The following is a 24,194-nucleotide window of genomic DNA, read 5'->3' as shown; positions in this document are numbered from 1 at the left end:
GCCGAGTGCCCGACCCCTCCGGGGGTCGGGCACTCGTGTTTTCCAGGAGGGCGGACGCCTGGGGCGCCGCCCTCCGACGGTGGGCCTGAACGGATGGGTGTGATGGACGAGAACGGGACGACGGCCGGGGCCGGGCCCGCGGGGGAGCCCCCGCGCGGCGCCGCGGCGGAGGAGCCGGGACGCGCCGGTGTTCCAGGGGGCGCCGGGGCCGGTGGCGCCGCCGGCCCCCCGGAGGCCGGCGCGGGCGACGCGTCCGGGGCCGAGCCGGCGGTCAGGATCCGGCTGGACATCGCCTACGACGGCACGGACTTCTCGGGGTGGGCCGCGCAGCCCGGGCGCCGAACGGTGCAGGGCGAGCTGGAGTCGGCCCTGGAGAGGGTCCTGCGGCTGCCGCGCGTGGCACTGACCTGCGCGGGTCGCACGGACGCCGGGGTGCACGCCAGGGGGCAGGTGGCGCAGGCCGACATCCCGGCGGCCACCTGGGAGGCCGAGGGGGAGAGGGTGCTCCGCCGCCTCGCCGGGGTCCTGCCCAAGGACGTGCGCGTGACCGGGGCCCGGAAGGCCCCACCGGGGTTCGACGCGCGGTTCTCCCCGCTGTTCCGGCGCTACGAGTACCACGTGAGCGACGCCCCCCACGGGGTGGACCCGCTGCTGCGCCGGTCGGTGCTGTGGCACAGGAGCCCGCTGGACGAGGGGCGGATGAACGAGGCAGCGGCGCGGCTGGTCGGCGAGCACGACTTCGCGGCCTTCTGCAAGAAGCGGGAGGGCGCCACGACCGTCCGGGAGCTGCTGCGCCTGGAGTGGGCGCGTGTGGACACCCACCTGCTGCGCGGGACGATCCAGGCGGACGCCTTCTGCCACAACATGGTGCGCGCCCTCGTGGGGGCGCTCCTGGCCGTGGGCGACGGGCGCCGGGACGCGGACTGGCCGGGGACGGTGCTCGGCGCGGCCGTGCGCGACTCCTCCGTGCACGTGGTGGGACCGCAGGGGCTCAGCCTGGAGGAGGTGCGCTACCCCGGGGACGAGGAGCTGGCGGCGCGGGCCTCGGCGACCCGGCGGGTGCGCGAGCTGCCCTGCCGGGGGCACTCGGCCTGACGCGGGGCGCCTGGCACGGGGCGCGGCGGCCGGGGACCGGCGGCGCGGCCGGGCCGCCGGGACGGTCAGGGCGTGCGGCGTCCGGTGCGGCCGGGCGCCGCGTCAGGCGTCCTGCGCGTCCTGTGCGGGGCAGTGGGGCCTGCGCGACCGGTGCGGTGCAGCGGGGCCGGTGTGACCCCGGGATCCCCCCGCTTTCCACGGTAGGGCCGGGCCGTGGGCGGGGGAAGCCCGCTCCGCGGGCTGTGGACGGGGGCGGAGAGGCCGAGGACGACGGAGGGGGCGCCCGGTCCGGGCGCCCCCTCCCCGTGTTCCCGGGCGGATCAGGCGCGGTCCTCGCTGAGGGCGCCGAACGCCTCGTCGAGGAAGCCGTCGCCGATGGTGCGCAGCTCGGTGGCGGACTCGCTCTCCTCCGAGCCCTCCTCGGAGCCGTCGCTGTTGGTGGCCAGGGCGAAGAGCACGTAGCGGCCCCACTGGCCGCTGCTGCCGTGCCCGCCCGCGTGGCCGAGCCGCTCCGCGGGGGTGCCCTCCTCGCCGGCGAGGCCGGCGAACCACTGCGCCCCCACGAGGTCCTGCGCCTCCATGGCGGCGGCGGCGTCCTCGTCCGAGGGCAACGCCGCGACCCCGATGGTCACCGCGTGGGCCTCGTCCTCGCTGAGGTAGGACGCGCGGACCAGCTGGCGGCACTCGTTGTCGGAGAGGACCTGGCCGTAGTCGCCGTGCGCGCCCGCGGAGCAGTCCTCGATGTCGTCGACGGCCACACGGGTGAACGTGCCGCCCTCCACGTCCAGGGTCTCGGGGAAGAGGTCGTCCGGCGCGAGCGCGCCCGGGTCGTCGGACTCGTCCGCGACGGCGGAGGCGCTCGCCCCGCCGGACTCCGTCCCCCCGCCGCTGGCGAGGAGGAACGTCACGCCGCCCGCGACGACCAGCAGCGCGGCGAACCCGGCGATCATCAGGAGGCGGCGCTTTCCGGCGCGCGCGTCCGCATAGCCGTCGTCACCGGACGCGTAGTCGTCGTAGTCCTCGTAGTCGTCGATCCCCCGGACGTCGAACTGCGCCGTGTCGACGCCGGCGTCGTCGGGGACCTCGTCCCGGTACAGGGGGCGGTTGTCGCGCCTGCCCGGCGCCGCGGGGACGGCGTGGATGTTCTGTGTGGCCCCCATGGCCTCCGGGGGGAACACGGGGTCGCCCCTACCCGGCTCCCCGGCCCCCGGGCCGCGAGGCGGCGCCTGGAAGGCCTGCTGGGGGCTCGGGGCCGCGCCGGGCGGAAGCGCGCCCGGCGGCAGCGCGGGGGCGCCGCCGACCTGGCCGCCGGACGGCACGCCGGGGAGCGGGCGCGGACTGCCGCCCGTGGGGCCCCCGTGCGGGGGGACCTGCCCGCCGGTGGGGGCGCCGTACGTCGGCTGCCCGGTCACCTGGAAGTCCGGCTGGGGCCCCTGCTGTCTTCGGGGATCCTGCGGCCCCTGGGGCGTGCCGGGAGCCTGCGGCAGCCCGGGAGCCTGCGGCAGTCCGGGCGCCGGGGCGCCGGGGGGCGGGCCGGGCCGTCCCTGCACGTGCGGGGGGAGGGGCGGCGCGCCCTGGCCGTGGGGGAGGGCGCCCGGGGGGAGCGTCCGGCCGGGGGGCTGGTGGGGACCGCCCGGGGTGAGATGTCCCATGCCGGGACCGCCGCCCGTGGGGCCCCCGTGCGGGGGGACCTGGCCCCCGGTGGGGCCTCCGTGCGGAGGCACGTGTCCGCCGGTGGGAGCGCCGTACGGCGGCTGTCCGGGGCGCATCGGGGGCCGGCCGCCCGTGGGCGCGGCGACGGGGCCGCCGGGGTAGGGCGGCTCCTGGGGGCCGCTCGGGCCGCCGCGGCCCGCGGGGTCGCCCTGGCCGCCGTGGAACCCCTGCTGGGGCCCGCTCTGCGGGTACGGGGGAGGGGTCTGCGGGCCGCCGGGCCGCGCGTGCGGGGGGGAGGGCTGCGGGGGGAGGGGCGGCCGGCCGCCCGCGGGCGCGGAGTGCGGCTGCTGCGGCCCCGGTGTGGGATGCTGGCCCTCGGCGTGGGGGGCCGCTGATCCGAGCAGGTCCTGGCCGTCACCGGCCTCCGGTCCGAGGGGTCGCCCGTCGGGTCCGTACTGTGGCTGGTTCGGATGGGTACTGATGGGAGTCTCCGAAGGCTCTGGGGATGGGAACCGGGCCGCGGTCGACCGGGCTCACGGCCTGGTGCGCCCTCTGGCGTCAGCACCGGCTCCCGGGGGGTCGGCGTCCGTGACGGGCGTCTCCTGGGGTGCGTGTCGGCGCCCGTCGTTCCGGGCGGAGACCGGCCTTTCGGTGCAAGCGTAGCCAACGCGCGGACGGTCGCAGGACGAAGCACTCTCGGCACAAGGCATAATAAAAGGCGGAGAGGTCACGGATGTGACCCCGTGCCGGCGCTTCCCGCCGAGCGTGGTCCTGCCGGTCCGCACTGTCGCTGGCTTTGACCTGCGCTATGGTGGCCAGGTAGGATATCCCGTCGTTGTGCGTTGAGTTGCCGTGGGCCCCGAACTCCCGTATTCGGGTGCCGATCCACGCACCATCGTCTGCGCACTCACCATCGGAGAGTCCTGTGATTGGCATGGGACACCCGGCCAAACACCCCGCAACCGCGGGTGTGTATACGAGTCCCCCTTCCCACCTTCGGGATGGGGCAGCCGACTGAAGAAGCGAAGGCAAACGATCGTGCGCACATACAGCCCCAAACCAAGCGATGTCCAGCGTCAGTGGCACGTTGTCGACGCTACCGATCTCGTGCTCGGGCGTATGGCGAGCCAGGTTGCCACGCTCCTTCGGGGCAAGCACAAGCCGTACTACGCGCCCCACATCGACACCGGCGACTTCGTGATCGTCGTGAACGCCGACAAGGTCGCCCTGACCGGTAAGAAGCTGGAGCAGAAGAAGGCCTACCGGCACTCCGGCTACCCCGGTGGTCTGCGCTCCGTGGCGTACGTCGACCTGCTGGAGAACAACCCCGAGCGCGCCATCGAGAAGGCCGTCAAGGGCATGCTGCCCAAGGGCTCCCTCGGCCGCCAGATGGCCAAGAAGCTCAAGGTGTACGCGGGCGCGGAGCACCCGCACCAGGCCCAGCAGCCGGTTCCGTTCGCCATCACCAAGATCGAGCAGCCCGCCTAGGCGTTCGCAGACTTTTACAGAGAGCACGAGGAAAACCGTGGTCGAGCCCACCGGCATCGAAGAGGTCGAGCAGGAGATCGCTGACAACCCGGAGGAGTTCCCCTCCGAGTACACCAGCGAGTCCAACGAGACCGTCGCCGCCTACGTCCCCACCGCCTCCGGCCCCAGCGCCGGTACCGGTCGCCGCAAGTCGGCTGTCGCCCGCGTCCGCATCGCCCCCGGTTCGGGCGAGTGGAAGGTCAACGGCAAGCCCCTTGAGGTCTACTTCCCGGACAAGGTCCACCAGCAGACCATCAAGGACCCGTTCGTCTCCCTCGGGTTCGACGGCGCCTACGACGTCTTCGCCCGTCTCGACGGCGGCGGCACCAGCGGCCAGGCCGGCGCGCTGCGCCACGGCATCGCCCGTGCGCTCGCGACCCTGGACCCGGAGAACAACCGCCCGACCCTGAAGAAGGCCGGCTTCCTGACCCGCGACTCCCGTGAGGTGGAGCGGAAGAAGGCCGGTCTCAAGAAGGCGCGCAAGGCTCCCCAGTTCTCCAAGCGTTAGTGCTCATGCGCCGGCACCTGCTCGGCTGAGCTTCGGCCCGTACGCCGTTCCCGTTTCCAGGGGGCGGCGTGCGGGTCTTTGGTTTTTCCGGTGGCTTGCGCCACGCTGAACTTCACCGGCGCCGGACGCGGCGCCGTTTGCGAAAGGGGCTGGTCGCCTGTGGCTCGGCTGTTCGGAACAGATGGTGTACGGGGTGTCGCCGGTCGGGACCTGACCGCGTCCCTGGCGCTGGACCTCTCCATCGCCGCGGCGAGGGTGCTGACCCGGGACAGCGGGTCGGGGCGCAGACCCAGGGCCGTGGTCGGCCGGGACCCGCGCGCCTCCGGCGAATTCCTGGAGGCGGCCGTGGTCGCCGGCCTTGCGAGCACCGGCGTGGACGTGGTCCGCGTGGGTGTGCTCCCCACGCCGGCCGTGGCCTTCCTCACCGGCGAGCTGGACGCCGACTTCGGCGTGATGCTCTCCGCCAGCCACAACCCGGCCCCCGACAACGGCATCAAGTTCTTCGCCCGGGGCGGCCAGAAGCTGGAGGACGCCCTGGAGGAGGAGATCGAGGGCATGCTCGGCGTGCCCTCGACCCCCGCCGTGGGCGACCAGGTCGGCCGGGTCGGCGAGGCGGACGACGGGGCCGAGCGCTACGTCGCCCATGTGCTCGCGTCGGTCCCGCACAGCCTCAAGGGCCTCAAGGTCGTGGTGGACTGCGCCAACGGCGCCTCCACCGCGGTCGCCCCCGAGGCCCTGCGCCGGGCGGGCGCCGAGGTCGTCACCATCGGGGACCGGCCGGACGGCTACAACATCAACGAGGGCTGCGGCTCCACGCACCTCGAGGTGCTCCAGGAGGCCGTGCTCCTGCACGGCGCGGACGCGGGCATCGCCAACGACGGCGACGCCGACCGCTGCCTGGCGGTGGACGCGGACGGCCGCGTGGTCGACGGCGACCAGATCCTCGCCATCCTGGCCGCCGAGGCCAAGGACGCGGGCAGGCTCGCCGAGGACACCCTCGTGGTGACGGTCATGTCCAACCTGGGGCTGAAGCTCGCGATGGAGCGGGAGGGCATCGCCGTGGTGGAGACCGCGGTGGGCGACCGCTACGTGCTGGAGGAGATGAAGCGCGGCGGCTTCGGCCTGGGCGGCGAGCAGTCCGGGCACGTGATCCTGCTGGACCACGCCACGACCGGCGACGGCGTGCTGACCGGGCTGCACCTCCTCGCGGCGATGGCCCACCGCCGGCAGGGGCTGGCCGAGCTGGCCAAGGTCATGACCCGCCTGCCGCAGGTGCTCATCAACGTCCCCGACGTGGACAGGTCCCGGGTGAAGGACTCCGAGGAGCTGTGGTCGGCCGTACGCGCCGCGGAGGCGGAGCTGGGTGAGACCGGCCGGGTGCTGATCCGTCCGAGCGGGACCGAGCCCAAGGTCAGGGTGATGGTGGAGGCTCCCGGGCAGGAGCAGGCGACGGCGGTGGCCGAGCGGCTGGCCGCGGTGGTCCGCTCCGCACTGGGCTAGGACGTGGTCCGCGGGTGCTCCCGGTGGGCCCGGCGCCCGCGCCGCGGGCCCGGAACGACCCGCGGGACACGGCCCGGGCGTTCCAGGGGCCTTCGCTCCGCGAAGGCCCGCCGGGGCGCGGCCCCGACCCCTCGAACGCGCACCCGGGCACGACGCCGCCCGGGTGCGCGTTCCCCTGTGTGGCGGACCCGCCACTCCGGCGCGGGTCCCTGGAACCGGTGAAGTGGTCACGATGGCGGACACGCGGTACGGGCACGCCCTGACGATCGGGGTGGACATCGGCGGCACGAAGGTCGCGGCGGGCGTGGTGACGCCGGGCGGGCGCATCCTCGCCCGCCTGCGCACGGAGACGCCCGAGCGGAGCAAGAGCCCCGCGGTGGTGGAGGACACGATCGTGTCCGCGGTGGAGGAGCTGCGCCGGGAGTTCCCCGTGCGCGCGGTGGGGGTGGGCGCGGCCGGCTTCGTGGACGAACGGCGCGCGAACGTGCTGTTCGCCCCGCACCTGTCGTGGCGCAAGGAGCCGCTGCGCGACGCCCTGTCGCTGCGGCTGGGCCTGCCGGTGGTGGTGGAGAACGACGCGAACGCCTCCGCGTGGGCGGAGGTGTGCGCCGGTTCCGGCCAGGGCGTGGACCACGTCGTGGTGGTCAACCTCGGCACGGGAATCGGCGGGGCGGTGGTGCTGGACGGTCGGCTGCACCGCGGCCGGTACGGGCTGGCCGGTGAGTTCGGACACATGACGGTGGTGCCGGGCGGCCACCGGTGCGAGTGCGGCAACCGCGGGTGCTGGGAGCAGTACGCCAGCGGCAACGCGGTGACCCGGGAGGCCCGGGAGCTGGTGGCGGCGGAGTCCCCTGTGGCCAGGGCCCTGCACCAGGCGGTCGGGGGCGACGCCCGGCTCATCACCGGTCCGCTGGTGAGCGAGCTGGCGCGCAAGGGCGACCGGGCGTGCGTGGAGCTCATGGAGGACGCGGGGGAGTGGCTGGGGACCGGCCTGGCCAATCTGGCCGCGGCGTTCGACCCGGAGCTGTTCATCATCGGCGGCGGCGTGTCCGAGGCGGGGGAGCTGCTGCTGGCACCGGCGCGTGCGGCGTTCGAGCGCAACCTCACCGGACGGGGCTACCGGCCGACCGCACGGGTCGCGGCGGCGGCCCTCGGGAACGAGGCGGGGCTGATCGGCGCCGCCGACCTCGCCCGGGAGGGACTGCCCCGGTGGCACCAGAGGCGCCGCCAGCGGCGCTTGAGGGGGCCGTACCGGGGCTGAGCCGTCAGCGGGGGGCCAGCGCCTTCACGTCGATGTCGATCGGGAAGGGCACGTCCAGCTTGAGCCGTTCCCGTGCGATGGTGACCGGCACGTAGCGGGGGTCCTTCGTCCCGTCGAGCTCGTAGACGTGGATCGCCGGGCCGTTCTCCTCGTGCTCGACCCTCCAGAAGTGGGGAATGCCCGCCTGTGCGTACTTGAGGGGTTTTGTGGTGCGGTCCCGGTCCCGGGACTCGTCGGACACGATCTCGATGGCGACGAGAACGTTCTCGGGCGGTACGTGGGTGGCCCGGTACCGGTCGAGGTGCTCCTCGTCGCCCTTCTCGAACCGGTAGAGGAGTACGTCGGGTTCCGGCCTCTGGTACTTACCGAGTTTCATCGTCATCTCTTGCAGGACCTCGACGTTCGGGGGAGCCGAGTCCTCCAAGGCATTGGCGAGCCGACGCATGACCTGACTGTGGAACCGGGTCTGGGGGGAAAGCAGGACGAGCGCTCCGTCGATGAGTTCCATCCGGGGCACCCCCGGGGGAAGGTTGTCCATGTGATCGGCGGTCCATCCACCGGGCGGCGGCATGAACCAGGCGGGGAGCGGCTCGGCGGTCATCGATTCCTCCGGGGGCGATTCCTGAGCCCACTGTAATCCTGTTGCTCTGCTCATGACAGGAAGGTAGCGCTCCGTGACGACAAGGTGCGTCGGAGCGGGAAAGGGGCCGGTGGGACGGTGCGGGCTCCGGTCCGGAGAGGTCGTCCGCAATTAACCGAACCCGGTTCTAGTGCGTGGGTCGCATCCTCGGTAGAGTTCGGGCCATGGATCTGAACGGAATCTCCGCCCTCGTCTCGGGCGGCGCGAGTGGCCTGGGCGAGGCCACCGCCAAGGAGCTCGCGGCAGCGGGCGCCACCGTCGTCGTCGCCGACCTCAACGCCGAACGCGGCGAGGCCGTCGCCAAGGAGATCGGCGGGGTCTTCGTCTCCACCGACGTCTCCCGGGAGGACCAGGTCAAGGCCGCGGTCCAGGCCGCCGTCGACACCGGCAGGCCCTTCCGCGTCGCGGTCTCCTGCGCCGGGATCGGCTGGGCGACCCGTACCGTCGACCGCCACGGAACCCCCCACGACCTGGACAGCTACCAGAAGGTCATCCAGGTCAACCTCATCGGCACCTTCAACGTGCTGCGCCTGTCCGCGGCCGAGATCGCCAAGACCGAGCCGCTCAACGAGGACGGCGAGCGCGGCTCGATCGTGAACACCGCCTCCCTCGCGGGCATCGAGGGCCAGATCGGCCAGATCGCCTACTCCTCCTCCAAGGGCGGCGTCATCGGCATGACCCTCCCCGCGGCCCGCGACCTCGCCGCGGTCGGCATCACGGTCAACACGATCGCCCCCGGCATCCTGGAGACCCCCATCTACGGGGAGGGCCCCGCCTCGGAGGAGTTCAAGGCCCGTCTGGCCGCGCCGGTCCCCTTCCCCAAGCGCCTCGGCACCGCCGCGGAGTTCGGGAAGCTGGCGCGCGCCCTGCTGGAGATCAGCTACGTCAACGGAGAGGTCGTCCGCATCGACGGCGCGCTCCGCATGCCGCCGAAGTAGGGGGACACCGTGTCCGACGAGGTTCTCTACACGGCCGAGGACGGCGTCGCCGTCATCACCATCAACCGGCCCGGGGCCAGGAACGCGGTCAACGCCGCGGTCGCCGCCCAGGTCGCCGAAGCCCTCGACGACCTGGACGCACGCAAGGACCTGAGCGTCGGCATCATCACCGGCGCGGGCGGCACCTTCTGCGCGGGGATGGACCTCAAGGCCTTCATGAAGGGCGAGGTCCCCCTGGTGGAGGGGCGCGGATTCGGCGGGTTCGCCGAGCGCGGTCCGAGCAAGCCGCTGATCGCCGCCGTCGAGGGCTACGCCCTCGCGGGCGGGTTCGAGGCGGTCCTCGCCTGCGACCTGGTCGTGGCCGCCGAGGACGCCCAGTTCGGGATCCCCGAGGCCAAGCGCGGCCTGGTCGCCGGTGCGGGCGGGCTGCTGCGCCTGCACCACCGGATCCCGCGCAACATCGCCATGGAGTTCGCCCTCACCGGCGACTTCGTCGGCGCCCCCCGGCTGGCCGAGCTGGGCCTGGTCAACCAGGTCACCGTGAGCGGCGGGGCACTGGAGGGGGCCCGCGCCCTGGCGGCGCGGATCACCCCCAACGGCCCGCTGGCGGTGAGGGTGTCCAAGGAGATCATCGCCTCCTCGGACGACTGGTCCTCCGCCGAGATGTGGGAGAGGCAGAACGAGCTGGCGGGCCCCGTGTTCGCCAGCCGGGACGCGATGGAGGGGGCGGCGGCGTTCGCCGAGAAGCGCGCCCCCGTGTGGAAGGGCGAGTAGCGCCGCCCGGCGCCTCCGGCTCCGCGTGCGGCGGCCGTCCCCTCCCGGGGGCGGCCGCCGCCGTCGTCCGCGCCCGGGGGCCGGACGGGGCCCGGCCCCGGACGCCGCCAGGCCCCCGCCCGGCCCCGGTGTCCCTGTCCCGGACGCAGGGCCGGCCCCGGACGCCGCACCGCGCCCGGCGGGCGCGCACGGCCGCCTGGAGGACGCGGGGACCGCCGCGCGGGGGAGGGTCCGGTCCACGCCACCGGGGCGCGACCGTCAGGGCCCCTCCCCGCCGCTTCCCGTGGGGCCGGTACGCGGTGGCCCGTCCGCCTCCTCCCCGGAGGAGCCGACGGGCACGAGCGGGTGGCCCGCCGCCTCGGCGAGGGAGCCCCCGTCCGCAGGGGCGTCCACGAGGGCGTCGAGCAGGTGCGGTTCCAGGACCACCGCGAGCGACGTCGAGAACGCGTAGGAGAAGTGGTCGGAGTCGTAGTACACCAGCTGGTTGCCGATGACCCCGCGGCACCGGCCCTCCTCGCACAGGTAGTCGGTCATGTCCAGGAACCGCGTGTTGCCCGGCACCTCCTCCAGGTCCTCGAAGGGGGAGGAGAGCGCCATCGAGCGGGACTGGTCCTCCGTGCAGCGCCCGGCGCCGTGGCGGTCGACGCACTCGGCCACGTCGAACCCGAAACGGGGGGTGTCGCGGACCGCGACCACGTCCGCGCCCAGGTCTTCCAGCTGCCGCCACCGCTCCACGAAACCGTCCGGCACGTGCTCGGAGGCGCCCTCTCCCGCCCGGGTCAGCGATCCCAGGGCGAACACGGCATCGGGCCGCAGCGTCGCGATCTCGTCCATCACCCGGTCGTTCCAGACGGTGCACTCCGCGAAGGGCTCGCCCCGGTAGGTCTGCGGCTCCGCGCTGAACTGGCAGGCGTTCTTGGTCATCACCACCAGCCGCCACCCGTGCCGCTCGGCGATGGGGCGCAGGGCCTGGAACCAGTGCCGGGCGTGCGAGCTGCCGGTCAGCACCAGTGTGTAGTCCGCCCCGGGGTCGCCGAACACGCACCTGCGCATCTCCGTGTCCGGGAGCAGGGAGTTGCACTCGGAGGTCTGGTCGATGGTGTCCCGTACGACCGTGGTCGTGTCCGGGTACACCGGCAGCGCGGGCAGGTTCGCCCTCAGCTCGGGGTCCAGGTGCACCGCGGCGCCCGGGTAGGCCAGCGGGTCGGAGCTCAGCTCCAGGCGCAGCCTGCGGTCGTGCTCGATGGACCCGCCCCACAGCAGGCCCGCGGCCAGCACGGGGACGACGAACAGGACGCCCGCGGCCAGCGACCACGACGGGGCGCTCCGCGTACGGGTGAGCCGGCCCACGCCCCCGTCCACCACCCGGCTCGTGGCCACGGCGGCCGCGAACGAGACGCCCAGCACGAGCAGGCCGCCCGCCGGTGTCGGGCGGTCCTGGCCGGTGACCTCCAGGTGGAACACCAGCACGGGCCAGTGCCACAGGAACAGCGTGTAGGCGTGGCCGCCCAACCAGGTGAGCGGGCGCAGTCCCAGCAGGCGGGTCGCCGACAGCGGGGCGCCGTCCCCGCCCGTGCCCGCCAGGACGACCAGGACCGCGGCGCACACCGGCCACAGGGACGCGAAACCGGGGTAGGGGAGCGCGTCGCCGACCACCACCCCGCAGGCGGCCAGCGCGGCCAGCCCCAGCCATCCCGCGGCGGTCCGCAGCCTCCGGGGCAGGCGCACCCGGTGGACGACCAGCGCGAGCACGCCCCCCAGGGCCGGTTCCCACAACCGCGCCCCGGTGTCGAAGTAGGCCCACACGGGCTCGGCGGCGGTGATCCACAGCGAGTACGCGAACGACACCGCCAGCACCGCGCCCACCGCGGGCAGCGCGACCGCGCGCACGTTCCGGCCCAGCCGCGCCGCGAGCAGGCCGGCCGCCGCGATCAGGAGCGGCCACAGCAGGTAGAACTGCCCCTGCACCGCCAGCGACCAGAAGTGCTGCACGGGGCTCGCGGACGCGTTCTCCGCCATGTAGTCGACCGAGTCCAGGGCCAGGCGCCAGTTGCCGAAGTACAGCGCCGAGGCCTGTACCTCCGCGATGACCCCCGTCCACCGCGAACGCGGCAGGATCAGGTACGCGCCCGCCAGCACGGCCGCGAGCACCACCGCCCCCGCCGGGAAGAGCCGCTCGACCAGCCTGGCCCAGAACGCCCCGAAGGCGATCCGCCCGTCGCGCTCCACCGACCGGACCAGCGAGCCGGTGACGAGGAACCCGGTGAGCAGGAGGAAGACGTCGACGCCTCCGGAGACCGTGCCGAACCAGATGTGGTAGACGGCGATCAGCAGCGCCGCGACGGCGCGCAGCCCCTCGATGTCGGAGCGCCGCCGCCCCGGTTCGACGCGGGCGGGGGAGGGCTCGGGGCGGAAGGGGGCGGGAAGGGGCACGGGTGCGGATCAGCCTCGGGACTCGACAGGGGTGGGCCAGGGGCAGCGGCCGGGCCGTGCTCCGGGAGCGCGGTCGCGGGAGGACCGGGCCCGGCGCCGCCGGGGGCGGGAGCCGGACGCGGCGCCGGGGCGCCGACGGCGCCCGGGAAACCCTGCGGGTCCAGTATCGGCGGGCGCCGCGGGCGGCCCGCCTCCCGGGCGGACCCTGTTGTCGAGTCGAGACGGAATCAGTGTTGACGCGTAGCCTCGCGCCGGGGGGCGGGTGCCCCGGATCACACGGCGGCGGACGGTGCGCCGGGCGTGCCCGGCCCCGATCCGCCTTTCCGCCCCTCCGCCGCGGCGGGGCGCACGGCTCCGCCCCCGGGCTCCGGGAGGACCCGGCGCCCGGGGGCGGAGAACACGTCCTAGCCCTCGCCGCCGCCCAGCATGCGGTCGACCACCCGCTGTGTGGCACGGCCGTCGGAGGGGTGGCAGAAGTCGCGGACGAACGCCTCGTACTGCTGCGCGTACTCCTCGGTGACGGACCCGATGTCCCGGATGGAGCCGATGAGCTCGTCCGAGGTCTTGATCAGCGGCCCCGGGGCCCGCGCGGTCAGGTCGAAGTAGAACCCGCGCAGGGTGTCCCGGTAGTGCTCCAGGTCGTAGGTGAAGAACAGCATCGGTTTGCCGGAGTGGGCGAAGTCGAAGAACACCGACGAGTAGTCGGTGATCAGCACGTCCGTGATCAGGTACAGGTCGGCGATGTCCGGGTACTTGGACACGTCCCACACGAACCCCTGCCCCGCGCCCGGGATGCTGTCCAGCACCTTCGGGTGCTTGCGGAACAGCAGCACGTGGTCCTCGGCGAGCTCGCGCTGCGCCGCCTCCAGGTCGATCCGGAGGTCGAGCTTGAAGCGGGTCCCGCCGTAGCGCTGGTCGTCGCGCCAGGTCGGGGCGTAGAGGACCACCTTCTTGCCCTCGGGGATGCCGAGGAGTTTGCGGGTCCGCTCGGCGCGTTCCTCGCGGTCGGGGGCGTGGAAGACGTCGTTGCGCGGGTAGCCCGCCTCCAGGATCTCCGTCTCGCAGCGGAACGCGCCGCGCATGATGGGCGTGGTGAACGAGTTCGGCGAGACCAGGAAGTCCCACTGGCGGGACCGGTGCGGCAGGCTCGCGATGTAGGCCCGGTTGGCCTTCGGCGTGCCGAGCAGGTCGGCGCCGATCTTCTTGAGCGGGGTGCCGTGCCAGGTCTGCACCACGGTCTGCCCCTCGCGCCGGACGAACCAGTCGCCGATGCCGACGTTCGTGACGACGTACCGGCTCCGGGCCAGCGCCTCGTACCACTCGCGGCTGTGCCACTCCACGGGCACGACGCCCGGCGGCAGGGACACCTGCTGGTCGTCGACCGACCACAGGTGGTCGACCTCCACGCCGCGGCGCACCAGCTCCTCGTACACGGCCCGCGGCGAGTCCGAGAACTGCTTGCCGCCGAAGCTGTTGTAGAACACCGCCGCGCGCAGGGGCAGCGCCTTCTGCTCCGCGGTGAACGCCTCGCGCAGGACCCTCTGCCGGTAGGCGCCCTTCTCGGAGTCGTCGAGCGGACTGGCGGGGGACAGGAACAGGCGGTCGTGGAACCGGTGGTCCACGGAGTAGGAGCGCTTGGCCCCCTGGTGGACCAGGGGCAGTCGCGGCACCAGGTCGTGCCGGATCTTCACCGGTACGTCGTTGGAGTCGTCCCAGTCCCGGACGGAGCGGAACGACATGTACCACCGGCCCTTGCGCAGCGGCAGGGTGTCGCCGTGGGAGTCGTGGTGCTCGGGGTCGATCACCGCCCGGAAGCGCCCGTCGGCGACCTCCACCGGGACGGGGACCTCCTCGAACCGCTCTCCGTGGCGCAGCACCATCACGCGGTCCCGGTCCGGGCCCGTGTAGGAGCCGGACAGCACCAGGTCGCCCTCCACCCACTCCATCGCGTCCACGACGGGCTGGCGGAGGCGGTCGTGCAGGACGAGGGTGTCCACGGCGGTGACGCCCACCGAGATCTCGCGGCCGCCGTCGGTCGGGTGCGCCTGTGAGAGCACGCCCTCGGCGACGACGACCGGCACCCGGCGCCCGCCGACGACCGCGTGGGCGCGCAGCTCACGGGTCTCCTCCGTGTCCGCCACGGAGAGGTCGGCGAGGGGCACGGTGACGCGGCGGCGCCCGTCGGGGCCGTCCGCCTCGGCCCTGTACTCGCGTTCGACCGGCTCCTTGGCCGGGCCGTGGGAGAGCACGAGGCCCTCCACGGGACGCTCGGCCGGGCCGCGCAGCCCGAGGCTGAGCAGGTCGGCGTCGAGGGAGTGGCCGACGAGTTCGGCCTCGACGGACTGGATCTCGAACTCCAGCCGCTTCTTGCGGAACGCGCTCACCCAGCGGGTGGACGCGTCCAGGCGGTGGGCGTGCTGGTGTCCGGCGGGGCCGATGTCGCCGGGGACCAGCCCCGCCCTGTGCGGCCTGCCGGAGGCCCACACGCCGAGGGTCAGCGACCACGTCGAGGGCTTCCAGCCCTGGCTCCCGCGCAGCTTGGCGGGGTCGACGAACAGCTCGAACCCGGCCCAGTCGTAGCAGTGCAGCGCCTGCTTGGAGTCGGCCGTGGCGCGCGGCTCGTGCCGCGGGGCCATGCGGACCACGACGCGCCGGCGCGAGGCGGTGTCGGTCAGCCACGCCATCGCGGGGACGCGCGGCGCCGACTCCACGGGCACGTTGCGCACGTACGCGTACCCGCGCAGGCGCAGGCGTCCCTCCACCCAGGCCATGTCGGTCAGCTTGGTGACCAGCGGCATCTCGGAGTTCTTGAGCCGGGTGACCTCCCTGGGCAGGGACGACGGCGCGATGCCGGGCACCTCGACCGAGGGCGACAGGCGTCCCCGCACCAGGTGGGCCTGCGGGTTGTCCCGCTCGTACCGGATGACCGTCTCCAGGTCGTCCAGGCGGTGCTCCTTGGCCAGCCACAGCTTGACCCTGGTCAGCGGGGAGAAGGCCCTCAGGTCACCGGGGGCCGAGCCGCCGACGAACTCGTCGGCGGCGGCGAGGAAGCGCGCCCGCTCGTCCTGCTCGGACTCGGGCAGGTAGCGCATGAGGCGCTGGAGTTCCTCGGGGACCGTGCGCTTTGCTCCGGCCATGGGTTGTCAGGTTCCTTTCAGGAGCGCGGTGGACGGGGCGTCACACACGCGCGGGAGCGGGGTCCGCCCCGGAGGGCGGGGAGTCGGCGGAGGATCCGGGTGCGTCGTCCGGGTCGGGCGCGTCCGCGGACGCCGCCCCGGAGCCGACCGGGTGCTGGTCGCTCCTGCGCCGGTAGAGGTCGTCGACGGCGGCCTCGAAGCGCGACTGGGAGCTGGAGTCGCCGGAGCCGAGCAGGTAGGCCTTGAGCCTGGTGCGGTCCTCCGCCAGGGGGTCGGTCGCGGCCGACCGGACCGCCGCGAGCGCGGCCTCCAGGCCGCCCCCGTCCGGCGCGAGCATGTACGCGGCGCCGGAGGTGGGGTGCTTGTCCTGGAACTCCTCGTCCGTGATGCCCTCGCAGTTGGTGATGGCGTAGGGCTTCTCGGTGGCGATGAAGTCGGCGACGACGCTGGAGATGTCGCTGATGAGCAGGTCGGCCTGGTTGAAGCACGAGTAGAGGGTCGGGCGGGGCCCCTGGATGACCAGGTGCTCGGTGTCGGCGCGGCCCTCCCAGTACACCCGGTGCCACTCCTCGGACAGCTGCTGGAGCTCGGCGGCGGCGCCGGGGTCGGCGGTGCCCTCCTCACGGGAGTTGTGGGCCTCGTCGGTGGCGCCGTTGTCGGTGTCGAAGGCGGCCAGGCGCCGTTCGAGGGAGGCGAGGTCCGGGCGCTCGCGTCCCGCCGGGGCGCGGTCGCCGTTCGCGGACGCGGCCCGGTTGGCCTCCTCCAGCATCGCGACGATGCGGCGGTGCGCGCCGCGGGCGGCCGCGGACCGGACCCCGGTGAAGGGGTGCGGCTTGTACAGGACGCGCACCCGCGGCTCGGCGGCCAGCAGTGTCCGGATCAGCGCCGGGCCGGCGTCGGTCAGCGACGTGTTGCCGGGCTCGTCCGTCCACCCCTCCCAGGTCGGGGCGTACAGCACGCTGTGCACGGCGTTGGGGGCGGTGTCGGTGCGGATCGCGTCGAGCTGGGGGCGGCCGACCTCCACGATCTCGTCGTCGCGCACGCCCACCCGGGCGCGGTCGTAGCGGTCGCGCCCGGCCCGTCCGGCGGTCCACACCTCGTCGTAGACCTTGCTGAACGGGTTGATGCTGGCGACCTTGTCGCTGTCCCCGTGGCCGATGAACACGTGGCCCAGCAGCGGGTTGCGCAGCATGTGGATGTTCTTGCCGGTGTTGGCCGGGTAGAGGGCCACGCGCGCCGGGCCGAAGTCCAGCGCCATCAGGTCGGTCGAGGTGGGAACGCACAGGACCGGCACCGGCGTCGGGGCGAGCTGCGCGGCGATGACCCGCTCGCGCAGGACGACCACCGACCGGCGCGGCAGCGCGGCCACGGCCTCCAGCCACATGTTGACCTGGTAGGCGGAGTCGGCCGAACCCGAGAAGTACAGGACGACCTCGGGCCGGTAGGAGTCCAGCCAGTTCTGGGCGAACTCCATGACCCGCTCGGACTCGGGGATGGTCCGGGCCCGGGCCAGGTGCCACCCGAACAGCGCCAGGGCCAGCACGGTCAGGGACACGGAGGCGATCGCCCCGACCACGACGGCCCAGACCGCGCCCTCGGCGACGTAGGCGACCGCTCCGGCGACCAGGAACGCGTCCAGGGGCAGCAGGCGGCTCATGGGCTCGCGGACGAGCACCATGGGCGGGCTGTCGGGGATGCGCAGGGGGCCCAGGTCGATGTTGCGGGTGACGATCGGCAGGCGGCGGCGCATCCGCAGCAGCCGGGCGGCCACACCGCACACCAGCTGGAGCCCGAACAGCACCAGGCAGGTCAGCAGGACCATGCCGATGCCCGTGGAGGTGGCCGTGGGCGTGGTGATGAGCAGGCCCAGGGCGAGGAGCTGGCGCAGCAGGGCCCGCGGCGTGATGCCCAGGCGGATCTGCTGGACGAGCTTGGCGAGCGCGGGCAGGCGGTGCAGCAGGAGGGCGTCCATGGCGTAGCTGCCGACGGCCCCCACCAGGAAGACCCACCACAGGCCGGTGATCACGCCGGCGAGCATGACCAGGTAGGACAGCCCGAGCAGGGCGGACCAGCCGATGGTCTCCCTGCCCAGTTCTCTGAACTTGTTCACTTGGCTCCCTCCGTCTCCCCGCGGGGGGCGCCGGTCACGGCGCCGGGAGGGTCCTCGCGGCGCACGTCGACGACGTGGCCGGTCAGGTCGGACAACAGGACGTCCACGGACGTGCGGGCGACCTTCTCCGCGCTGAGGAGGCTCCCGGCCGGCTCGTCGCCGAAGGCGTTGGTGCGCATCGGGGTCTGCGTGCGCTCGGGGTTGATGCAGTTGATCCGGACCCCGTCCTGCGACCACTCGTCGGCCAGCGCCTGCGTGAGGTTGACGGTGGCAGCCTTGGTGGAGGAGTACAGGCTGTACTCGCCCCTCCCGCGCGTGTAGGAGCTGGAGGTGTACAGCAGCAGCTGCCCGCCGGTCTGGGCCAGGTACGGGAAGGCGGCGCGGGCGATGTGGACCGGGGCGAGGTAGTTGACCCGCAGGGCCTCCTCGATGGTCTCCGGATCGGTCTTGTCCAGGCGCCCGATCCGGAGCACGCCGGCGGTGTTGACGACGAAGTCGACCCGGCCGGTGGCGGAGTGGGCCTGCTCCAGGGCCGCGGCGACGTCGTCGGGGTTGGCGACGTTGGTGCGGGTGGCGCCGCGCGAGTAGCGGAACACGCGCGCGCCGTGCCTCTCCGCCAGGTCGGCCACGCCCGCGCCGATGCCGTAGCTGCCGCCGAACACGACGACGGTGGCCCCGGCGAGCCGCTTCGCGTAGTCCTCGTCGGAGAACTCGGGGGTGGCGGAGGAGGCCAGCTGGAACAGCTTGTCGGCGATGAAGATGTCCACCGGCTGGGTGACCTTCATGTTCTGCTCCTCGCCGGCCACCACGTGGATGGGGACGCCGGGCGAGTAGCGCAGCACCACCGAGCAGTCGTCGGTCGCCTCGAAGCCCGGGTCGTCCCACGCCTTGACGTAGGCGTCGCGGATGGTGGCCAGGCGGAACCCCTGCGGGGTCTGGCCGCGGCGCAGCCGCGAGCGGACGGGGACGTCGGTGATGACGTCGTCGTCCACCTCGATGATCGTGTCCGAGGAGGGGATCGCCACGTCCACGGCCTCGAAGGACCCGAGCGCGGTGACGCAGTCGTCGATGACGCGCTGGGACAGCATCGGGCGCACGGCGTCGTGGAAGAGCACGTTCGTGGTCTCCGCCGGAAGGTGCGCCAGGGCGTCGAGGGCGAGCTGGGTGGTGGCGTTGCGCGATGTGCCGCCGGGCAGGACGCGCGTGACCTTGGACAGGCCGGCGCCGCGGACGATCGCCTCCGCGTCGGAGACGAACCCGGGGTTCATCATCACGATGACCTCGTCGACCCTCGGAGCCTGCTCGAAGATCGTGAGCGTGTGCTCGAGGATCGACTTCCCGGCGATCTTGAGCAGCTGCTTCGGGGTGGCCAGTCCGATGCGCTGGCCGCTGCCGCCCGCCAGGACGACGGCCACGGTGCGGTGCGCCGACGCAGGCGTCGGGCGCGCGGAGGTGTGAGGCAAGGTGATGTCTCCCGTCGAAACGCGAGATGTCGAACGACGCCCCCGGCTACGCGGACCCCGTCGGGGTGGACGTGTGGGGGAGAGGGAACGCGGGAGGGATCAGGACCCGCGCGGGGGATGCGCGTCACTTCATGACATGTGTGCGTTGTCTGGATGAAAGTGGATGCTTCGGCGTCACGTTGACGGCCGTGGCCGCCCCGGGGTTTACCCGGGGCCCGGTGCGAGTTGTAGTTCGTTCTGGTCGTCTTGGTCTGGGATGCGTGTCCTGTGACCCCTGTTCGGGTGACATCGCCCGCCCACCCGCCACGGTGCGGTAGGACGGCCGGTGGCCCCTGTGTGAACGGAGTGCGGGACGCGTGTCGGGCACCCGGAGCGGGACTCGTGGGCCGACTCCTGGGCTAACGCCCCTCCCCAGGGGAACGGTTCGCCCGGACAGCCGGATATATCCACGTAGTGGGAACACACAGGTGAACACTACCTAACCCGCCGAAGCACCTTCTTCTCGTGTGATAGCAGTCATTCGCCCCGCGCCCGCGGCGAAGGGGTACGCCGGCGCCGGTGGGACCACCGTGGCCAGGGGAGAGTCCCTGACGGCCCGTGCGCGCAGGTCGTCCGCGGACGCGCCGAACCCGGTCCGCGCGTCCGGCCCCGGCGGGTGCCCGACCTGGACCGCCCGCCGTCCGGCCGGGGCGCCGGGCCCCGGGGCGCGCCCCGCGGCCGGGAGGGTGTCCAATCCCACCGGAACGGGAGTGCGCCCGGGCCGGCGGACGCCTCCGGGCCGGCGGCCCGGCACGCGGCGGGGCCGCGCCGGACACCGGCGCGGCCCCGGGACCTGTGGGGCGGTCCGGTCAGTCGGCGGGGTCTTCCGCGGCCCGCCGGCCGCCGGCGCGCCGGTCGGGCAGGAACACGCCCAGCGCCCAGTGGACCAGCAGCGCGCTGACGAGCCCGACCAGCCAGCCGTAGTCGGCCAGCGGGGCCAGGACCGGGATCAGGCCGTCGGCGGGGAAGGGGCCCGAGCCCTCGGGGGAGTGCGATCCGCCCACGGCGAGCACCGTGCCGATCCCGAACGCCGCGAGGGCGCGCCAGTTCCACCCGTGCGCGTACCAGTACTCCGAGCCGCGCTCGTACAGCGCGGCCAGGTTCATCCTGGTGCGGCGCAGCAGCCAGTAGTCGGCGAGCAGGATGCCCGCCACCGTGCCGAGGACGCCGCCCACGGTGCCGAGCCAGGTGAAGATGTACACGTTCTCGTTCTCCAGCAGCCTCCACGGGAAGATGAGGACGCTGAGGAAGCACGTGATGACCGCTCCGGTGCGGAAGCTGATCAGCCTCGGCCTCAGGTTGGCCAGGTCGTAGGCGGGGCCGACCAGGTTCGCGGCGATGTTGGTGGACACCGTCGCGAGCAGCACGACGAAGACCGCGAAGAGCAGGCCGAGCCCGCTGCCCATCTGCGCGACGATGTCGATCGGGTTCCACAGCGGCTCGCCGTACACGGAGGCGGTGCCCGCCGTGACCATCACGGCCAGCAGGGAGAACAGCGTCATCGTGGTGGGCAGGCCGAGCGTCTGGCCCACGACCTGGGCCCGCTGCGACGCGGAGAACCGGGTGAAGTCGCTGATGTTCAGGGTCAGGGTCGCCCAGTAGCCGATGACGCCCATGAGGGACGGGAAGAACAGCGCCCAGAAGGACGGGCCCCAGTCCAGGGCCTCACCGGAGTCCAGGGAGAGCATCGGGGCGACGCCGCCCGCCTCGACGGCCATCCACGCCAGCAGGGCCAGGCCTCCGACGACCATCAGCGGCGCGGCCCACACCTGGACGCGGCGCACGCCCTCCATGCCCCACAGGATGATCGCGAGCTGGGCCGCCCAGAACAGGCCGAAGGACAGCCACAGGGTCCACGGGTTGCCGCCGACCTGCGCGGCGCCGGTCCACCCGTCGCCGAGCAGGCGACCGACGAGGACGTACACGCCCTGGCCGCCGACCCATGTCTGGATGCCGTACCAGCCGCACGCTACCGCGCCGCGCAGCAGCGCGGGCAGGTTGGCGCCGCGCAGGCCGAAGGAGGCACGGGCGAACACCGGGAACGGGATGCCGTACTTGGCTCCGGCGTGGCCGGTCAGCACCATCGGCAGCAGCACGACGAGGTTGCCGAGGACGACGGCGAGCATCGCCTGCCGCCAGTCCATGCCGGCCGCGATCAGGCCGCTGGCCAGGGTCCACGCCGGGATGCTGACCGACATGCTCACCCACAGGGCGGTGAAGCTGCCGGTGCCCCAGTCGCGCCGGGAGATCGGGACCGGCTGGAGGTCGGCGTTGACGAAGGGGCTCTCGGGGAGGGCGGAGCCCTCCGCCAGGGACACGCGTCCGTCGGGATGGGTGACGACGGCGGATTCCGGGGACGGCGGGGCTTGGGTCACGGGACACCTGGTTTCGGTGGTGCTGGGTGGGGAGCGGGGTGGGGGAGCGGCGCCGGGTCCACGGGGGCGGAGCCCGGCAGTATGCACGGAAAGTCCGGATTGTGCATAGGCCACCGAATATCCTCGCACGTCACCCGGGGTGCGACGACGTCTCCCCGCGTGCCTCGGGAACCGGGCCCCGCAAGGCGCCGGAACGGCATGCGGGCGCCTGCGCGCGGCCCGGACGGGGTGGCCGGGCCGCGCCCCGGGGACGCCGTCCGCCTCCCCGCGGCCCGCCCGGCCAGGTGCTCCCGGGCCTCAGGAGAGGGCGGGGACCACGTCGCGGCCGTAGGCCTCGACGACCCCGTCCACGTCGTCGTGCATCGCGTAGACCGCGAACTGGTCCACACCGGCGCTCCGCAGCCGTTCGAGCTTGGCGACGTGCTCCTCGACCGGGCCCACCAGGCAGAACCGGTCCACGATCGCGTCCGGGACGAACCGGGTGTCGGGGTTGTCCACCCGGCCGTGGTGGCTGTAGTCGTACCCCTCGCGGGCCCGGATGTAGTCGGTCAGCTCCTGCGGTACGGCGCCGGACTCGCCGTACCGCGCGACCAGGTCGGCGACGTGGTTGCCGACCATCCCGCCGAACCACCGGCACTGCTCGCGCGCGTGCGCCAGCGCCTCCGGGGAGCCGTCGGTCACGTAGGCGGGGGCCGCCACGCACACCTTCACCGACGCGGGGTCGCGCCCGGCGCCGGCCGCGGCCGCCCGCACCGCCGCGACCATCCACTCGGTCAGGTACGGGTCGGCCAGCTGGAGGACGAACCCGTCGGCCCGGCGCCCCGCCAGGTCCAGCGCCTTGGGACCGTAGGCGCCCATCCACACGGGCAGGGAGCCGCCGCGGACCCACGGCAGGCGCATGGGCGTGCCGTCCACCTCCGCCTCCCGGCCCTCGGCCAGGTCCTTGATCGCCCCCATCGCGAGGGAGAGGCGGTCGAGCGTCGCGGGCCTGCGCCCCGCCACCCGCATCGCCGAGTCGCCCCGGCCGATCCCGCACACCGTCCGGTTCCCGAACATGTCGTTCAGGGTGGCGAACAGCGACGCGGTCACCTCCCACGCGCGTGTGCCCGGGTTGGTCACCATCGGTCCCACGACCAGGCGCTCGGTGCGCTCCAGGATGCGGCTGTAGATGACGAACGGCTCCTGCCAGAGCACGACCGAGTCGAAGGTCCACCCGTGGGTGAAGCCGTAGGCCTCGGCGCGCACCATCCGCTCGACCAGCAGGTCGGCGGGCGGGTCGGTCTGGAGGACGAGTCCGAAGTCCATGTCGTGTCCCCTCGGGCGGTCAGATCAGGTACTGGCAGGTGGAGCGGGGCACGTACCGGCCGTGGCCGGCCTCACCCAGGTAGGCGCCGCCGTCCACGACGACGCGGCCGCGCGAGAGGACCGTGCGCGCCCTCCCGGTGACCCGTCTGCCCTCGTACGCCGAGTAGTCCACGTTCATGTGGTGGGTCGCGGCCGACAGGACATGCTCCGCGCGCGGGTCGTAGACGACGATGTCGGCGTCCGCGCCGGGCGAGATCGTGCCCTTGGACGGGTAGAGGCCGAACATGCGGGCCGGGGTGGCGCAGGCGATCTCGATCCACCTGCGCCGGTCGATGCGGCCCTCCACCACCGCCTGGTGCAGCAGGTCCATCCTGTGCTCCACCCCGGGCATGCCGTTGGGGATCTTGGAGAAGTCGCCGACGCCCAGGTCCTTCTGCCCGCTGAAACAGAACGGGCAGTGGTCGGTGGAGACGACGGACAGGTCGTTCGTGCGCAGGGCCCGCCACAGGTGCTCCTGGTGCTCCCGCGGGCGCAGCGGCGTGGAGCACACGTACTTGGCGCCCTCGAAGCCCGGCTCGGCCAGGTTGTCGGTGGACAGGAACAGGTACTGCGGGCAGGTCTCCCCGAACACGTTGAGGCCCATGTCGCGGGCCCGGACCAGTTCCTCCACGGCCTCCCGGGCGGACACGTGCACCACGTACAGGGGCGATCCGGCGACGCGGGCGAGCTGGACGGCGCGGTGGGTGGCCTCCGACTCCAGCAGGGCCTTGCGCACCTCCCCGTGGTGGCGGGGGTCGGTCCTGCCCTCGGCGAGGGCCTGCTCGACCAGCACGTCGATGGCGATGCCGTTCTCGGCGTGCACCATGGTCAGCGCGCCGTTGGACGCGCCGCGCTGCATGGCGCGGAGGATCTGGCCGTCGTCGCTGTAGAACACGCCGGGATAGGCCATGAACAGCTTGAACGAGGTCACGCCCTCGTCCACCAGGGCGTCCGTCTCCCTCAGGGAGGACTCGTCGACGTCGGACAGGATCGCGTGGAAGGCGTAGTCGATCGCACACCTCCCCTCGGCCTTGGCCATCCACTCGTCCACCCCGGCGCGTACGGACCGCCCCCGGCCCTGGACGGCGAAGTCGACGATGGTGGTGGTTCCGCCCCAGGCGGCGGCGCGGGTGCCCGTCTCGAAGGTGTCGGCCGAGTAGGTGCCGCCGAAGGGCATCTCCATGTGGGTGTGGCCGTCGACCCCGCCCGGGACCACGTAGTGGCCGGCGGCGTCGACGGTGCGGGCTCCGCTCTCGGCCCAGGAGCGTGCGGTTTCGCTGCCGCGCAGGGCGAGGGCGGCGATCCGCTCCCCCTCGACGAGGACGTCGGCCTCCACCTCCTCGGAGGCGGTGACGACCAGGCCGCCGCTGATGACGGTGCGTTCCACGGCTCTTCTC

General features: G+C 73.5%; 16 protein-coding genes. 7 read left to right on the top strand and 9 right to left on the bottom strand.

The window, feature by feature from the left end:
* Positions 1–102 precede the first annotated feature (102 nt).
* Positions 103–1,095 carry a tRNA pseudouridine(38-40) synthase TruA gene (gene truA / locus OUQ99_RS27465; protein ID WP_267946668.1) on the top strand — a complete coding sequence of 331 codons (993 nt, stop codon included), beginning with the start codon at positions 103–105 and terminating at the stop codon, positions 1,093–1,095.
* Positions 1,096–1,415: 320 nt separating this feature from the next.
* Here the strand turns inward: truA and OUQ99_RS27460 are convergent, their stop codons facing one another.
* Positions 1,416–2,255 carry a hypothetical protein gene (locus tag OUQ99_RS27460; protein WP_267946667.1) on the bottom strand — a complete coding sequence of 280 codons (840 nt, stop codon included), beginning with the start codon at positions 2,253–2,255 and terminating at the stop codon, positions 1,416–1,418.
* Between the two features lie 1,531 nt (positions 2,256–3,786).
* Between OUQ99_RS27460 and rplM the strand changes: the two genes are divergently transcribed.
* From rplM to OUQ99_RS27440, 4 genes are all read left to right on the top strand, one after another.
* Positions 3,787–4,236 carry a 50S ribosomal protein L13 gene (gene rplM / locus OUQ99_RS27455; RefSeq protein ID WP_267946666.1) on the top strand — a complete coding sequence of 150 codons (450 nt, stop codon included), beginning with the start codon at positions 3,787–3,789 and terminating at the stop codon, positions 4,234–4,236.
* A 37-nt stretch (positions 4,237–4,273) separates the two neighbouring features.
* On the top strand, positions 4,274–4,783 hold the full coding sequence (gene rpsI / locus OUQ99_RS27450; protein WP_267946665.1) for a 30S ribosomal protein S9: 510 nt from the start codon (positions 4,274–4,276) through the stop codon (positions 4,781–4,783).
* A gap of 159 nt (positions 4,784–4,942) precedes the next feature.
* Positions 4,943–6,283, top strand: a complete 1,341-nt coding sequence (glmM, locus tag OUQ99_RS27445; protein ID WP_267946664.1) for a phosphoglucosamine mutase — start codon at positions 4,943–4,945, stop codon at positions 6,281–6,283.
* Positions 6,284–6,515: 232 nt separating this feature from the next.
* Entirely contained in the window at positions 6,516–7,544 is a 1,029-nt protein-coding gene (locus OUQ99_RS27440; RefSeq protein WP_267946663.1) for an ROK family glucokinase, read from the top strand.
* Between the two features lie 4 nt (positions 7,545–7,548).
* On the opposite strand, the gene OUQ99_RS27435 is transcribed toward OUQ99_RS27440, so the two are convergent.
* Positions 7,549–8,145, bottom strand: coding sequence for a Uma2 family endonuclease (locus OUQ99_RS27435; protein ID WP_267946662.1), 597 nt, complete (start codon positions 8,143–8,145; stop codon positions 7,549–7,551).
* A 203-nt stretch (positions 8,146–8,348) separates the two neighbouring features.
* On the opposite strand from OUQ99_RS27435, the gene OUQ99_RS27430 reads away from it, so the two are divergent.
* Complete coding sequence (locus OUQ99_RS27430; protein WP_267946661.1) at positions 8,349–9,122, top strand: SDR family NAD(P)-dependent oxidoreductase; 774 nt, start codon at positions 8,349–8,351, stop codon at positions 9,120–9,122.
* A gap of 9 nt (positions 9,123–9,131) precedes the next feature.
* Complete coding sequence (locus OUQ99_RS27425; protein WP_267946660.1) at positions 9,132–9,896, top strand: crotonase/enoyl-CoA hydratase family protein; 765 nt, start codon at positions 9,132–9,134, stop codon at positions 9,894–9,896.
* Between the two features lie 258 nt (positions 9,897–10,154).
* Here OUQ99_RS27425 and OUQ99_RS27420 read toward each other — a convergent pair whose 3' ends face one another.
* The 7 genes from OUQ99_RS27420 to hydA all read right to left on the bottom strand — a co-directional run bounded on the left by OUQ99_RS27420 (position 10,155) and on the right by hydA (position 24,184).
* Positions 10,155–12,329, bottom strand: coding sequence for an acyltransferase family protein (locus OUQ99_RS27420; protein ID WP_267946659.1), 2,175 nt, complete (start codon positions 12,327–12,329; stop codon positions 10,155–10,157).
* A 404-nt stretch (positions 12,330–12,733) separates the two neighbouring features.
* The gene (locus OUQ99_RS27415; RefSeq protein WP_267946658.1) at positions 12,734–15,466 is read right to left on the bottom strand and encodes a CDP-glycerol glycerophosphotransferase family protein; all 2,733 of its coding nucleotides are present in this window, start codon (positions 15,464–15,466) and stop codon (positions 12,734–12,736) included.
* Positions 15,467–15,506: 40 nt separating this feature from the next.
* Positions 15,507–17,576, bottom strand: coding sequence for a glycerophosphotransferase (locus OUQ99_RS27410; protein ID WP_267946657.1), 2,070 nt, complete (start codon positions 17,574–17,576; stop codon positions 15,507–15,509).
* The gene (locus OUQ99_RS27405) at positions 17,573–19,039 is read right to left on the bottom strand and encodes a bifunctional cytidylyltransferase/SDR family oxidoreductase (protein WP_267946656.1); all 1,467 of its coding nucleotides are present in this window, start codon (positions 19,037–19,039) and stop codon (positions 17,573–17,575) included. The genes OUQ99_RS27410 and OUQ99_RS27405 overlap by 4 nt, the downstream gene beginning before the upstream one ends.
* An 848-nt stretch (positions 19,040–19,887) precedes the next feature.
* A complete protein-coding gene (locus OUQ99_RS27400; protein WP_267946655.1) occupies positions 19,888–21,453 on the bottom strand; it encodes an NCS1 family nucleobase:cation symporter-1 in 1,566 nt (521 codons plus the stop codon).
* A 297-nt stretch (positions 21,454–21,750) separates the two neighbouring features.
* Complete coding sequence (locus OUQ99_RS27395; RefSeq protein ID WP_267946654.1) at positions 21,751–22,758, bottom strand: TIGR03842 family LLM class F420-dependent oxidoreductase; 1,008 nt, start codon at positions 22,756–22,758, stop codon at positions 21,751–21,753.
* 19 nt (positions 22,759–22,777) lie between these two features.
* Positions 22,778–24,184: a dihydropyrimidinase gene (gene hydA, locus OUQ99_RS27390; RefSeq protein ID WP_267946653.1), complete on the bottom strand. Its 1,407-nt coding sequence runs from the start codon at positions 24,182–24,184 to the stop codon at positions 22,778–22,780.
* Between the last annotated feature and the right edge of the window lie 10 nt (positions 24,185–24,194).

This window comes from Streptomonospora nanhaiensis (assembly GCF_026642255.1).
In the GTDB taxonomy this organism is placed as follows: Bacteria; Actinomycetota; Actinomycetes; order Streptosporangiales; family Streptosporangiaceae; genus Nocardiopsis; species Nocardiopsis tropica.
Note: the sequence above shows the minus strand (reverse complement) of the source record. Positions and strands in the feature narration are given on the sequence as shown.

Coding starts and splice junctions, on each gene's coding strand:
- OUQ99_RS27395 (WP_267946654.1), bottom strand. CDS start 22,758: ATGGACTTCGGACTCGTCCTCCAGACCGACCCGCCCGCCGACCTGCTG.
- truA (WP_267946668.1), top strand. CDS start 103: ATGGACGAGAACGGGACGACGGCCGGGGCCGGGCCCGCGGGGGAGCCC.
- OUQ99_RS27430 (WP_267946661.1), top strand. CDS start 8,349: ATGGATCTGAACGGAATCTCCGCCCTCGTCTCGGGCGGCGCGAGTGGC.
- OUQ99_RS27435 (WP_267946662.1), bottom strand. CDS start 8,145: ATGACCGCCGAGCCGCTCCCCGCCTGGTTCATGCCGCCGCCCGGTGGA.
- OUQ99_RS27440 (WP_267946663.1), top strand. CDS start 6,516: ATGGCGGACACGCGGTACGGGCACGCCCTGACGATCGGGGTGGACATC.
- OUQ99_RS27460 (WP_267946667.1), bottom strand. CDS start 2,255: ATGGGGGCCACACAGAACATCCACGCCGTCCCCGCGGCGCCGGGCAGG.
- OUQ99_RS27415 (WP_267946658.1), bottom strand. CDS start 15,466: ATGGCCGGAGCAAAGCGCACGGTCCCCGAGGAACTCCAGCGCCTCATG.